We start from the raw sequence: 12247 nt of genomic DNA on the forward strand, positions 1-12247 counted from the left end.
AAGGTAGAAAAGCATGCGCCTGCGCCACATCGAAGTCTTCAACGCGGTGATGCTCACCGGCAGCGTGAGCGCTGCCGCGCGGCTCATCAACGTCACCCAGCCCGCGGTGAGCCGCATCCTCGCGCATGCGGAGCTGCAGCTCGGCTTTGCGCTCTTCCACCGGCTCAAGGGGCGGCTGGTGCCGACCACCGAGGCGCAGACGCTGTACCCGCACATCGAACGCCTGTTCGCCCAGCTCGACGACGTGCAACGCCTGGCGGCCAGCCTCAAGGGCGACCGGCGCGAGGGCGCGCTGCACATCCTGACCGTGCTGGCACTGAGCTACGAGGTGCTGCCGCGCGCGCTGCGCAGCTTCCGTGCGCTGCACCCGGACGTGGACGTGACCATCGATGCGCTGCACTCGCCGCAGATCGTCTCGGCCCTGGTGCTGCAGGAGGCCGACGTGGGCTTCGTGTTCAGCTCCATCGCCCACCCCTCGCTGAGCCAGGAGCACATCGCCGATGGCTACATGGTCTGCGTGGCACCCAAGGGCATGCTGGGCCCGGCGCTGGTGCAGGCGGGCAGCGTGCACCTCACGGACCTGGCGGACACGCCGGTGGTGCGCCTGGACGTGCGCGACCCCATCGGCACCGTGATGGGCCATGCCTGCCGCGAGGCCGGCGTGGGGCTGCGCACGGCGATCACGGTGCAGACCTACCATGCGGCGCTTGCCCTGGCACAGCACGGCCATGCAGTGGCATTGGTCGACGCCTGCACGGCGGCCTCGGCCGACCGCAGCCAGGTCGACGTGCTGGCCCTGGCGCCGCACATCCCCGTGCCCATCCAGTCGCTGCGCACCGTCAACCGGCCGGCCTCGCTGCTGGCCAGTGCCATGGCCGCCTGCATGCGCCTGGCCGTGGCCGAGACCATGGCCAGCAAGGGCTTGCCCAGCCCCAGGCCCTGAGCACAGGTTCTGGTCGGCGGGGGGCGGGCGGGGCCCCCATAACTTTCCGGCATGGCCTACCCGGAGAAATGAATTGTTCAAAGCGGCGCTGAATTTCTACAGTGCACCTACGCCTTTTCATTTCTTTTCTTCGTCGCAAAGGGAACCCCATGCCAACGACCGCCGCCGCCCGTGCCACCCTGCTGGCCGCCTGCCTGCTTGCCTGCTGTGCTGCCCAGGCCGACACCCTCAAGAAGATCGCCGACACCGGCAAGATCACGCTGGCCTACCGCGAATCGTCCGTGCCCTTCAGCTACCTGGCAGGCACCGGCCAGCCCGTGGGCTTTGCGGTGGACATCTCGAACGCCGTGGCCGAGGCCGTGAAGAAGCGCCTGAACAACCCGGCCATCAAGGTCGAGCTGCAGCCCGTGACCTCGCTCAACCGCATTCCCCTGGTGCAGAACGGCACGGTGGATCTGGAGTGCGGCTCGACCACCAACAACACGGTGCGCGGCAAGGACGTGCAGTTCGCCACCAACTACTTCTACACCGGCACGCGCCTCTTGACCAAGAGGAGCTCGGGCATCAAGGGCTTCGGCGATCTGGCTAAGCGCAAGATCTCCACCACCTCGGGCACCACCAATGCCCAGGTGGTGCGCAAGTACGACCGCGACAACAAGCTCGACATGGAGATCCTGATGGGCAAGGACCATGAGGATTCGCTGCTGCTGGTGGACACCGGCCGGGCCGAGGCCTTCGCCATGGACGACATCCTGCTCTACGGCCTGATGGCCAATGCGCGCAATCCGGCCGAGTGGGATGTGGTGGGCGAGGCGCTGCAGGTCGAGCCCTATGCCTGCATGCTGCGCAAGGACGACCCGCAGTTCCAGGCCCTGGTCAACGGCGTCATCGGCGGCATGATGAAGTCCGGCGAGTTCGAGAAGCTGTATGCCAAGTGGTTCATGTCGCCCATCGCGCCGCGCGGTCAGAACCTCAAGCTGCCCATGGGCAAGGAGCTGCGCGACAACCTCGCCGCCCAGAGCGACAAGCCCGCCATCTGAAGGGAGCCACCGAGCATGTTGGCAAGCCATCGCCCCGCCACGCAGACGGTGGGCATCCTGGGCGGCATGGGGCCGGCGGCGGGCGCGGACTTCGCGCGCCTGTTCGTGCAGGCCTGCGGCGAACGCATGGCGCAACTGGGCATTCCCGTGCACGACCAGGCCTATCCCGAGCACTGGCTGGCGCAGGTGCCCATTCCCGACCGCACGGCCGCGCTGGGCGACACCCGACTGGGCGCGCACCAGCCTGCCGAACCCATGCTGCAGGCCACGGGCCGCCTGGCCGCGCTGGGCGCCCGCGCGGTGGCCATCGCCTGCAACACGGCCCATGCCTGGCATGGCCTTCTGCAGCAGCGCTTTCCGCAGCTGGTGGTGCTGCACGGGGTGCAGGAGGTGGTGGCCGGCCTGGCGGCGCGCCAGGTGCGCAGCGTGGGCCTGTTGGCCACGCGCGGCGCCTACGATGCCGGGCTGTACCAGGGCGAGCTCGAGCGTGCGGGCATTGCCTGCTGCCTGCCCGGCGTGGCCGGGCGCGAGCAGCTCATGCAGGGCATCTACGACGGGGTGAAGGCCGGCGACTATGCGCTGGCGCGCGAGCGCTTCAGGGCGGTGGCGCGGGCGCTGCAGCAGCGCCACGGCATCACCACCCTGGTCATGGGTTGCACGGAGATACCGCTGGCGCTGGAGGAGGGCCCGGCGCTGCCCGGCCTGGCGCTGGTCAACCCCTCGGCCGTGCTGGCGGCGGCGCTGGCGCGGCAGGCCTACCTGGACGCGGGCGCCTGAGCGCCGGCCCGCGCTCCGGGCTTCCAGGGAGAGGTGGGTCCGCGAGGGGAAAAGGCCGTCCACTGCGGCATGTGTTTGGCCGGGCGGTGGCAGCCGCCGCGCAAACCGCCTAGACTGCGCGCTGCCTTGTTCTGTTCATTCACCCTCTCTGGAGATCAACGATGCTGAGCGACGACCACCGACTGGATACCGAGGCCCTGGTGCCCGGCCGTGCCACCGAAGCCGGCGCCACGCGCCGCCTGGCCCTGCAGACCGCCCTGGGCCTGGGCTATGCAGCCGCGGCCACGCCGCTGATGGCGCAGACAGCCATCGCCACCCCGGCCGACGGACTGACGGCCGGCGAGGTCAGCTTCACCGTGGGCGGATTCAAGGTGCCCGCCTACCGCGCCGCGCCCGCCGGCAAGACCGGCCTGCCCGTGGTGCTGGTGATCCAGGAAATCTTTGGCGTGCACGAGTACATCGCTGACACCTGCCGCCGCTTCGCCAAGGCCGGCTACCTGGCCATCGCCCCGCAGCTCTATGCGCGCCAGGGCGATGCCTCCAAGTACACCGAGGCCGCCAAGCTCATGGCCGAAATCGTCTCCAAGGTGCCCGATGCACAGGTGATGGCCGACCTCGACGGCGCCGTGGCCTGGGCCACCGCCAACGGCGGCGATGGCGCGCGCGTGGGCATCACCGGCTTTTGCTGGGGTGGCCGCATCACCTGGCTATACGCCGCGCACGGCCCGGTCAAGGCCGGTGTGGCCTGGTACGGCCGCCTCGTGGGCCAGCCCAGCGAGCTCACGCCCAAGCACCCGGTGGACATCGCCCCCATCCTCAAGGCGCCGGTGCTCGGCCTGTACGGTGAAAAAGACACCGGCATCCCCCTTGACACGGTTGATAAGATGAAAGCTGCCCTGGCCGGTGGCTCCGCCGCCGCCAAGGCTTCGGAATTCGTGGTGTACCCCGATGCGCCGCATGCCTTCCACGCCGACTACCGCCCCAGCTATCGCAAGGAAGCGGCCGACGATGGCTGGAAGCGTGCGCTGGCCTGGTTCAAGGCGAACGGCGTCGTCTGACCGACCGGCTGCTCTCCTACAATCAGCCGCCCCTGCATTCAAGGGGCGGCTTTTTTTGACCCCGCGGTGCCACCCGATTGACATAAAAACAATACCTTTCGCTCAATGGACGCGCACATATAGCTATGACCTTGATAGCAATCATCTTGGCCACCCTGGCTGCCGGCATCGGCAGCGTGTGGCTGGCCGCACTGCTGATGCGCCTGGGGCTCGGGGGCCGCAGCGACAGCGTGGGGCCCCAGCACCTGCTGAGCCTGGCGGCCGGCGCGCTGCTGGCCACGGCCTTCATGCACCTGCTGCCCGAGGCCTTCGAGAGCCAGGCTGGTGCGCACGACCTGTTCGCCACGCTGCTGATCGGCGTGGTGTTCTTCTTCCTGCTCGACAAGGCCGAGCTCTGGCACCACGGCCATGAGCACAGCCATGCGGCGCCTGCCGAGCAGGGCCACGGCGCGCACGACCATGCCGAGCATGCCCACGGGCATGGCCACCACCACCACGGTGCCCCTCGTGCCGGCGGCTGGGCCGTGCTCACCGGTGACAGCGTGCACTGTTTTGGTGACGGTATCCTGATCGCCTCGGCCTTCATGGCCGACATCCGGCTGGGCATGATCGCGGCCGTCTCGGTGCTCGCGCACGAGGTGCCGCACCACATGGGCGACCTGGTGGTGCTGCGCCAGACCAGCCCCAACCGGCGCATGGCGCTGGTCAAGGTGTCGTTGGCGGGCGCCGTCACCGCCCTGGGCGGCATCGTCGGCTACTTCCTCGTGGGGCAGTTGCAGGACCTGCTGCCGTACTTCCTGGCCGTGGCGTCGAGCAGTTTCATCTACGTGGCCCTGGCCGACCTGATTCCGCAACTGCAAAAGCGCCTGTCTGCGCGCGAGACCGTGGCCCAGATCGCCTGGCTGATCGCTGGCATGGTGATCGTCACCTTGGTCAGCGGCGCGGCCCATGCGCATTGAAGGCACGCAAAAGCACATGGTCACGATCTACCACAACCCCCGCTGCGGCACCTCGCGCAACACGCTGGCCCTGCTGCAGGAGCGCGGGGTGCAACCCGAGGTCATCGAGTACCTCAAGACCCCGCTGAACCGGGCCGCGCTGCAGGCGCTGATCGCGGCCATGGGTGTGCCGGCCATCGACGTGGTGCGCAGCAAGGAAGCGGTGTTTGCCGAACTGAAGCTGGGCGAACCCGGGGTGACAGACGACCAACTCATCGACGCCATGGTGGCCCACCCCATCCTCATGAACCGGCCCATCGTCACCACGCCCCTGGGCGCGGGGCTGTGCCGGCCGGCCGAGACGGTGCTGGAGCTGTTGCCTGCGCAGCCTTGAGCCGCTCGGGCTGGCTAGCGTGCCAGTTCCTCGCGCACGGCGGCCACCTGCCGGCGCGAGACCGTGAGCAGCTCCGTCATGCCCTGCAGGCGCACGGCCCAGCCGTCGCCTTCCTCGGGGTCGTAGTGCTTTTCGAGCGCGCGCACGGCGCGCCGGGCCACCAGCGCATTGCGGTGGATGCGCAGGAAGCGCGTGGGGTAGCGCGCCTCCAGCTCGCTCAGGGCCCCGTCCATGATGTAGCTGCGGGTGGCGGTGCGCACCGTCACGTACTTCTGCTCGGCCTTGAAATACAGCACCTCGGCCAGCGGCAGCCGCTCGGTGCGGCCCCGGTCCTGGATCACCAGCGCCTCGCCGTCGGCGGCCGAAGGGGCCGCGGCCGTGCTGTGGGCCGGGCGGGTGGTGCGCTGCACCTTGGCCAGTGCCTGCTGCAGGCGCTCGCGCCGCACGGGCTTGGTGAGGTAGTCCACGGCGTCGAGCTCGAAGGCATTCACCGCGTGGTCGGCATGGGCCGTCACGAAGACCACGGCCGGCGGGCGCGCCAGGGCCTGCAGCGCGTGCGCCAGGCCCAGGCCGTCCTGGCCGGGCATGTGGATATCGAGCAGCACCAGGTCGAAGGCGCTGCCCCCGGTGGGCCCCAGCAGGGCCATGGCTTCGCCGGCGTTGCCGGCCTCGGACACGGTGGTGTGCAGGGTCTCGGCGCAGTCGCCCAGCAGGGTGCGCAGGCGGCTGCGGGCCAGGGCTTCGTCGTCAACAATCAGGATGTTCATGGCGCGGCATTGCGGGTAGGGGCGGAGGGAGGTGGCGACGGGGCTGGTGCGGCGGGCCGGCCATGGCGGCGCGGGCGGCCGGACACGCGGGCCGGCCGGTCCTGCACGGGCAGGGTGATGCGCACCTGGTAGAGGCCGTCGAGCACGCCGGCCGTGAATTCGCCCTGCACATCGTGCAGCAGCGCCAGGCGCGCGCGCACGTTGGCCAGGGCGATGCCATGGCCGCGCGGCACGTCGTGGTAGCGGATGTCGCTCGCGGGCAGGGTGTTGGTGATGCGCACCACCACGCGGCTGCCGCGCAGTTCGGTCATCACCTTGAGCTTGCCGCCGCGCGGGCTCGGCTCCACGCCATGCTTGACGGCGTTTTCCACCAGCGGCTGCAGCAGCAGGGGTGGCAGCCGGGCGCTGTCGGTGCGCGGGTCCAGGCTCCACTGCACCTGCAGGCGCTTGCCGAAACGCACCTCCTCGATACCGAGGTAACGGCGGGCCAGGGTGATTTCCTCGCCCAGGGAGGTCACTTCGCCCTGCTCGACGAGCGCCACGCGGAACAGGTCGCTCAGGTCTTCGAGCAGCGATTCGGCCTTGGCGGGCTCCTTGCGCACCAGGGCGATCGCGCTGTTGAGCGTATTGAACAGAAAGTGTGGGCGGATGCGCGACTGCAGCTCGGTCAGGCGCGCCGTTGTGGCCGCCGGGGTGCGCCCGCGCGCGCGCAGCACCAGGGCCGCGACCAGCAGCGCCGCGAGCAGGGCGCCGGTGGCGGCGCTGGCCACCCAGGGCGAGCGCTCGGCCACGCCGGCCAGGGTCAGCATGGCGCAGGCATAGAGGCCCGCCAGCGCCCCGAGCGTCACGCCGGCCGCATACTGCTGGCCCGTGCCCAGGCCCTGCAGCACGGTCTTCAGGCTGCAGGCGGTGATCAGCCAGGCCAGGGTGGCCGGCAAGGCACCGCCTGTCACCAGGGCCATGTTGGCCAGCCAATCGCTGGGGCCGCGGGCACCGAACAGGGTGCCCACGCCCACCACGACCTCGACGAACAGCACGGCCCGCAGCACCACGCCGACCTGGCAGGCGTCGAACACCAGCGCCCTTCCGGCCGCGGGTTGGCCGCTGCGCGAAGGGCCTCTGGGTGGGCCTGATTCGGCTTCGGGAGGCGGGGTCGATAAAATTTGCGTGTTTTGCATTGCGGCATCCGGGCGTTCCGGGTGTCAGAACTACCGGATTATTGCCCTCCCATGTCCAACAGCCAAGCCAATAGCGCGCCGTCCGCGCCCTCCCACAACCAGCTCGACACCAAGGCCCAGGCCTGGTCGGCGCTCTTTTCCGAGCCCATGAGCGACCTGGTCAAGCGCTACACCTCCAGCGTCTTCTTCGACAAGCGCCTGTGGCAGGCCGACATCGCCGGCAGCCTGGCGCATGCCGACATGCTGGCCGCCCAGGCCATCATCAGCGCCGAGGACCATGCCTCGATCCAGCGCGGCATGGCCCAGATCAGTGCCGAAATCGAGTCCGGCGCCTTCGAGTGGAAGCTCGACCTCGAGGACGTGCACCTGAACATCGAGGCGCGTCTGACCCAGCTCGTGGGCGACGCCGGCAAGCGCCTGCACACCGGCCGCAGCCGCAACGACCAGGTGGCCACCGACGTGCGCCTGTGGCTGCGCGGCGAGATCGACCTGATCGCCGACCTGCTCAAGGAGCTGCAGGTGTCGCTGGTGGACGTGGCCGAGCAGAACGTGGAGGTCATCCTGCCGGGCTTCACCCACCTGCAGGTGGCGCAGCCCGTGAGCTTTGGACACCACATGCTGGCCTACGTGGAGATGTTCGCGCGCGATGCCGAGCGCATGGCCGACGTGCGCCGCCGCGTCAACGTGCTGCCGCTGGGCGCCGCCGCCCTGGCCGGCACCACCTACCCGCTGGACCGCGAGCGCGTGGCGCGCACCCTGGGTATGGAGGGCGTGTGCCAGAACAGCCTGGACGCCGTGAGCGACCGCGACTTCGCCATCGAGTTCACCGCCGCCGCCAGCCTGTGCATGGTGCACGTGAGCCGCCTGAGCGAAGAACTCATCATCTGGATGAGCCAGAACTTCGGCTTCATCAAGATCGCCGACCGCTTCACGACCGGCAGCTCCATCATGCCGCAGAAGAAGAACCCCGACGTGCCGGAACTGGCGCGCGGCAAGACCGGCCGCGTGGTCGGCCACCTGATGGGCCTGATCACCCTGATGAAGGGCCAGCCCCTGGCCTACAACAAGGACAACCAGGAAGACAAGGAGCCGCTGTTCGACACCGTGGACACGCTCAAGGACACGCTGCGCATCTTCGCCGAGATGGTCGGCGGCCAGTTGAACCCCGCCACGGGCAAGAAAGAGGGCGGCATCACCGTCAACGCACCCGCCATGGAGCAGGCCGCGCTCAAGGGCTATGCCACCGCCACCGACCTGGCCGACTACCTGGTCAAGAAGGGCCTGCCTTTCCGGGACGCGCACGAAACCGTGGCCCACGCCGTGAAGGCCGCCGTCTCGCACCAGGTGGACCTGTCCGAACTGCCGCTGGCCGTGCTGCAGGGCTTCCACCCGCAGATCGAGAAGGACGTGTTCGATGCGCTGAGCCTGCGCGGCTCGCTCAACGCGCGCAACACGCTGGGCGGCACGGCGCCTGCGCAGGTGCGCGCCCAGTTGGCGCGCCACCGCGCACGGCTGGGCTGACGCCGCCTGGGCGTGCTTCTTGCATGGTACGGATGCCGCAGGCCGCTGCGCATGACAGCGCCGCAGCCTGCGGCTACGATCCCTGTCTGTTGCACCCGATGACCTATCCGCTGGAGCCCTTCGCATGACCTCGCCCCGCCGCCGTCTTTTTGCCCACACCCTGCGCGCCAGTGCGCTGCTGCTGGGCCTTGCCGCCATGGGCCTGGCATCGGCCCAGCCCAAGCCGATCCGGCTGCTGGTGGGCTTTCCGGCCGGCGGCGGCACCGACGCGATCGCGCGCACCCTGGCCGAGAAGCTCAAGGACGAGCTCGGTACCTCGGTGGTGGTGGAGAACAAGCCCGGTGCGGGCGGGCAGATCGCGGCCCAGACGCTCAAGGCCGGCCCGGCGGATGGCACGGTGTTGTTTCTCACCCACGACCACACCATCTCCATCCTGCCCCAGGTGGTGAAGAACCCGGGCTATGAGCCCGCACGCGATTTCATCCCCGTGGTCGGTATCGCCACCTTCGTGAATGCCTTCGCTGTCTCGGGCGGCACGCCCGCCAGGTCGTTCGGCGAATACGTCACCTGGATCAAGGGCACGGGCGGCGGCAAGGGGGCCGTGGGCATCCCGGCACCCGCGTCCACCCCCGAGTTCCTCGTGAAGCTGGTGGGCGGCAAGTTCGGCATCGACCTCGTGTCCGCACCCTACCGGGGCAGCGCGCCCATGATGGCCGACATGCTGGGCAACCAGATCGGCGCCGGCGTGGCCTCCATCCCCGACTTCATCGAGAACCACAAGGCCGGCAAGGTGCGCGTGGTGGCCGTGCTGGGCAAGAACCGCCAGGCCGCCATGCCCGACGTGCCGACCTTCGATGAACTGGGCCTCAAGGGCTTCGAGGACCTGCCGTACTACGGCATCTATGCACCCGCGGGCACGCCGCAGAAGTTCGTCACCGATTTCTCGAACGCCGTGGCCAAGGTCATCGCCATGCCCGAGGTGCGCGACCACCTCACGGCCATGGGCCTGACCGTGGGCCATATGCCGCCCGCGCAGTTCGCCACGCGCGAGAAGGCCTACACCGCCGCCTGGACCAAGATCATCAAGGACACGGGCTTCGTGGCCCAGTAACCCACCCTGCCGGCGCAGGCCGGCTTCCGCCATGCCCACCACCCGCCTGCCCGCGCACTGGCAGCAGTCCCGTTACCTGCCCTTGCTGGTGGGGCTGTGCAGTGCTGCGCTGGCCGTGCTGCTGGCCTGGCTGGTGATCGACATCTCGCACACCAAGGCACGCACCGAGATCGTGGCCCGCGCGCAGACCCATCTGCTCGAAATCCGCGACCGCCTGGACCGCCAGCTGCAGAGCACGCTGTCGGTGCCCGAAACCGTGGCCGCCTTCGTGGCCGCGCAGGGCCATATGTCGCCCGAGATCTTCGCCTCGGTGGTCGGGCGCCTGCTGGAGAGCCAGCGCAACATCCGCAACCTGGCGCTGGCGCCGGACAACGTCATCAGCGACATCTACCCGCGCCTGGGCAACGAGAAGGCCCTGGGCCTGCGCTACCTGGACAACCCGCAGCAGCGCGGTGCGGTGGAGCGCGCCATCCAGACCCGCCGTACGGTGGTGGCCGGCCCCATCCAATTGGTGCAGGGCGGGTTGGGCATCGTGAGCCGCACGCCGGTGTTCCTGTCGGGCGTGCCCGGCGCGGCCCCCGTGGCCGAGCCGCGCTACTGGGGCATCGTCTCGCTGGCCGTGAACGCCGACACCCTGTTCGCCGATGTGGGGCTCAACACCGAGCAGATGGGCTTCCAGGTGGCTGCGCGCGGCCTCGATGCCCTGGGCGCGCAGGGGGCCGTGTTCGTGGGCCAGGCCGGCCTGTTCGACGAAAAGCCGGTCACGCTCGACGTGCCCCTGCCCGGGGGCGGCAGCTGGATCCTGGGCGCCGTGCCCGTGGGCGGCTGGAAGGCCGCCGGCAGCGCGCCGGCGCTGGTCGTGACGCTGTCGTACGTGTTCGCCCTGCTGCTGGGGCTGCTCAGCGCCTGGCTGGTGCGGGCCCACCAGCAGGTGCTGGCGCTGGCCAGCCATGACCGCCTCACCGGCCTGCCCAACCGCCGCCTGTTCGAGGACCGCCTGTCCCAGGCTGTGTTGGCCGCACACCGCGACCGCCGTGCCGGTGCGCTGCTGCTGATGGACCTCGACGGCTTCAAGGCCATCAACGACAGCATGGGCCACGGCTGTGGCGACCAGGTGCTGCTGCGCGTCGGCCAGCGCCTGGCCGGGATGGCGCGCGCCAACGACACGGCAGCACGGCTGGGGGGCGACGAGTTCGCCCTGGTGCTGAATGCGGTGACCTCGCCGCACGCGGCGATGGAGGTCGCCCAGCGGGTCCTGCAGGACATGCTGGCACCCATCGGCCTGGACAACGGCGAGCATGCACGCATCGGTATCAGCATCGGAGTGGCCGTGTTCCAGGGCGATGCGGCCGAGGCCCTGCCAGCGCTGATCGACCGGGCCGACCAGGCGCTGTACGCCAGCAAGCGCAGCGGCAAGGGCAAGGCCACGCTGGCCACCCCGGCTGAACTGCACACCTTTGCAACCCAGCCGCTGAACAGCGCCACCATGCCCTGAACCATCCATGCGGATGGCGGGTGCAGTGCCTGTGGCTGGCGGGGTGTGGCGTTACCGCCGAAGTTGTAAAACATGCAGTGGCCGCGGGTGAAATTGCCGAAAATGGCCCCATCTGACAACGATGTGCCACTTCCTGGGAACCATGCCATGAAGCGATTCCCCCGCCTTTCCAGGCTCGCCCGGCGCCTTGCGCTGTCGGGGGTACTGGTGTCGAGCACGGCCGCGGTGCACCCCGCGCCCGTGGGGGGCGCCGGCTCTGCGCCCGGCCCCAAGACGACGCAGTCGTCCTCGGCCTCCCACTATGCGCGCTGGCAGGCCAGCATGGACGCGTTCGCCGCGGCCGACAAGGCCCAGGCCCCGGCCGAGGATGGTGTGCTCTTCGTGGGCAGTTCCACCATCCGCTTCTGGACGCAGCTGCCGCAGGATTTTCGCGACGTGCCGGTGCTCATCAACCGCGGTTTTGGCGGTTCGACCATGGCCGACTGCCAGTACTTCGTCAAGCAACTGGTGTTGCAGTACCGGCCGCGCCAGGTGTTCGTCTATGCAGGCGACAACGACCTGGCCGAAGGCCGCTCGCCGCAACAGGTGCTCGAAAGCTTCGAGGGCTTCGTGGCCGCCGTGCGCGCCGAGCTGCCCGACACGCGCATCGCCTACATCTCCATCAAGCCCAGCCCCTTGCGCGCCGAGCTGATGCCCAGGGCACGCGAGGCCAATGCCCTGCTGGCTGCCTATGTGCGCAGCCTGCCCAACAGCGACTACATCGACATCTTCACGCCCATGCTGGACCTGCAGGGCGCGCCCCGCGCCGAACTCTTCGGGCCGGACCGCCTGCACATGAGCGATGCCGGCTACCGGCTGTGGCGCTCGGTGATCGCCGACTATGTGGGGCGCGGCCAGGCCACGCTGCAGGCCGGCCCCTACGAGGCGGTAAAAAAGGCCACGCAAGCCACGGCGGCACCACCAGTGGCCATTCCTGCGATTCCTGAGGCCGCTGCCGTCCAGGTCAGCACCGGTCGCTGAAGGCC

At 69.5% G+C, this 12247-nt stretch carries 12 protein-coding genes; 10 read left to right on the forward strand and 2 right to left on the reverse strand.

Features of this window, described 5'->3' with window-relative positions:
- Positions 1 to 13: 13 nt before the first annotated feature.
- The 6 genes from PMI14_RS11045 to arsC all read left to right on the forward strand — a co-directional run bounded on the left by PMI14_RS11045 (position 14) and on the right by arsC (position 5150).
- On the forward strand, positions 14 to 943 hold the full coding sequence (locus PMI14_RS11045) for a LysR substrate-binding domain-containing protein (protein WP_007854090.1): 930 nt from the start codon (positions 14 to 16) through the stop codon (positions 941 to 943).
- A 149-nt stretch (positions 944 to 1092) separates the two neighbouring features.
- Positions 1093 to 1983, forward strand: coding sequence for an amino acid ABC transporter substrate-binding protein (locus PMI14_RS11050; protein WP_007854092.1), 891 nt, complete (start codon positions 1093 to 1095; stop codon positions 1981 to 1983).
- Positions 1984 to 1998: 15 nt separating this feature from the next.
- Entirely contained in the window at positions 1999 to 2760 is a 762-nt protein-coding gene (locus PMI14_RS11055) for an aspartate/glutamate racemase family protein (RefSeq protein ID WP_007854095.1), read from the forward strand.
- 161 nt (positions 2761 to 2921) lie between these two features.
- A complete protein-coding gene (locus PMI14_RS11060) occupies positions 2922 to 3818 on the forward strand; it encodes a dienelactone hydrolase family protein (RefSeq protein WP_007854096.1) in 897 nt (298 codons plus the stop codon).
- Positions 3819 to 3943: 125 nt separating this feature from the next.
- A complete protein-coding gene (locus PMI14_RS11065; RefSeq protein WP_007854098.1) occupies positions 3944 to 4777 on the forward strand; it encodes a ZIP family metal transporter in 834 nt (277 codons plus the stop codon).
- Positions 4767 to 5150 (forward strand): arsenate reductase (glutaredoxin), encoded by a 384-nt coding sequence (gene arsC, locus PMI14_RS11070; protein WP_007854100.1) that lies wholly within the window; start codon positions 4767 to 4769, stop codon positions 5148 to 5150. The genes PMI14_RS11065 and arsC overlap by 11 nt, the downstream gene beginning before the upstream one ends.
- Before the next feature lie 14 nt (positions 5151 to 5164).
- On the opposite strand, the gene PMI14_RS11075 is transcribed toward arsC, so the two are convergent.
- Together PMI14_RS11075 and PMI14_RS11080 are read right to left on the reverse strand one after the other, a co-directional pair.
- On the reverse strand, positions 5165 to 5917 hold the full coding sequence (locus PMI14_RS11075; protein WP_007854102.1) for a LytTR family DNA-binding domain-containing protein: 753 nt from the start codon (positions 5915 to 5917) through the stop codon (positions 5165 to 5167).
- Positions 5914 to 7095 (reverse strand): sensor histidine kinase, encoded by a 1182-nt coding sequence (locus PMI14_RS11080; RefSeq protein ID WP_007854103.1) that lies wholly within the window; start codon positions 7093 to 7095, stop codon positions 5914 to 5916. The genes PMI14_RS11075 and PMI14_RS11080 overlap by 4 nt, the downstream gene beginning before the upstream one ends.
- Positions 7096 to 7146: 51 nt before the next feature.
- On the opposite strand from PMI14_RS11080, the gene argH reads away from it, so the two are divergent.
- The 4 genes from argH to PMI14_RS11100 all read left to right on the forward strand — a co-directional run bounded on the left by argH (position 7147) and on the right by PMI14_RS11100 (position 12242).
- Positions 7147 to 8616: an argininosuccinate lyase gene (gene argH, locus PMI14_RS11085; RefSeq protein WP_007854104.1), complete on the forward strand. Its 1470-nt coding sequence runs from the start codon at positions 7147 to 7149 to the stop codon at positions 8614 to 8616.
- Between the two features lie 124 nt (positions 8617 to 8740).
- Complete coding sequence (locus PMI14_RS11090; RefSeq protein ID WP_007854106.1) at positions 8741 to 9727, forward strand: Bug family tripartite tricarboxylate transporter substrate binding protein; 987 nt, start codon at positions 8741 to 8743, stop codon at positions 9725 to 9727.
- A 31-nt stretch (positions 9728 to 9758) separates the two neighbouring features.
- The gene (locus PMI14_RS11095; RefSeq protein WP_007854107.1) at positions 9759 to 11222 is read left to right on the forward strand and encodes a diguanylate cyclase domain-containing protein; all 1464 of its coding nucleotides are present in this window, start codon (positions 9759 to 9761) and stop codon (positions 11220 to 11222) included.
- 147 nt (positions 11223 to 11369) lie between these two features.
- Entirely contained in the window at positions 11370 to 12242 is an 873-nt protein-coding gene (locus tag PMI14_RS11100; protein ID WP_007854109.1) for an SGNH/GDSL hydrolase family protein, read from the forward strand.
- Positions 12243 to 12247 lie beyond the last annotated feature (5 nt).

The organism is Acidovorax sp. CF316 (assembly GCF_000276605.1).
In the GTDB taxonomy this organism is placed as follows: domain Bacteria; phylum Pseudomonadota; class Gammaproteobacteria; order Burkholderiales; family Burkholderiaceae_C; genus Acidovorax.

Coding starts and splice junctions, on each gene's coding strand:
- PMI14_RS11045 (WP_007854090.1), top strand. CDS start 14: ATGCGCCTGCGCCACATCGAAGTCTTCAACGCGGTGATGCTCACCGGC.
- PMI14_RS11050 (WP_007854092.1), top strand. CDS start 1,093: ATGCCAACGACCGCCGCCGCCCGTGCCACCCTGCTGGCCGCCTGCCTG.
- PMI14_RS11055 (WP_007854095.1), top strand. CDS start 1,999: ATGTTGGCAAGCCATCGCCCCGCCACGCAGACGGTGGGCATCCTGGGC.
- PMI14_RS11060 (WP_007854096.1), top strand. CDS start 2,922: ATGCTGAGCGACGACCACCGACTGGATACCGAGGCCCTGGTGCCCGGC.
- PMI14_RS11065 (WP_007854098.1), top strand. CDS start 3,944: ATGACCTTGATAGCAATCATCTTGGCCACCCTGGCTGCCGGCATCGGC.
- arsC (WP_007854100.1), top strand. CDS start 4,767: ATGCGCATTGAAGGCACGCAAAAGCACATGGTCACGATCTACCACAAC.
- PMI14_RS11075 (WP_007854102.1), bottom strand. CDS start 5,917: ATGAACATCCTGATTGTTGACGACGAAGCCCTGGCCCGCAGCCGCCTG.
- PMI14_RS11080 (WP_007854103.1), bottom strand. CDS start 7,095: ATGCAAAACACGCAAATTTTATCGACCCCGCCTCCCGAAGCCGAATCA.
- argH (WP_007854104.1), top strand. CDS start 7,147: ATGTCCAACAGCCAAGCCAATAGCGCGCCGTCCGCGCCCTCCCACAAC.
- PMI14_RS11090 (WP_007854106.1), top strand. CDS start 8,741: ATGACCTCGCCCCGCCGCCGTCTTTTTGCCCACACCCTGCGCGCCAGT.
- PMI14_RS11095 (WP_007854107.1), top strand. CDS start 9,759: ATGCCCACCACCCGCCTGCCCGCGCACTGGCAGCAGTCCCGTTACCTG.
- PMI14_RS11100 (WP_007854109.1), top strand. CDS start 11,370: ATGAAGCGATTCCCCCGCCTTTCCAGGCTCGCCCGGCGCCTTGCGCTG.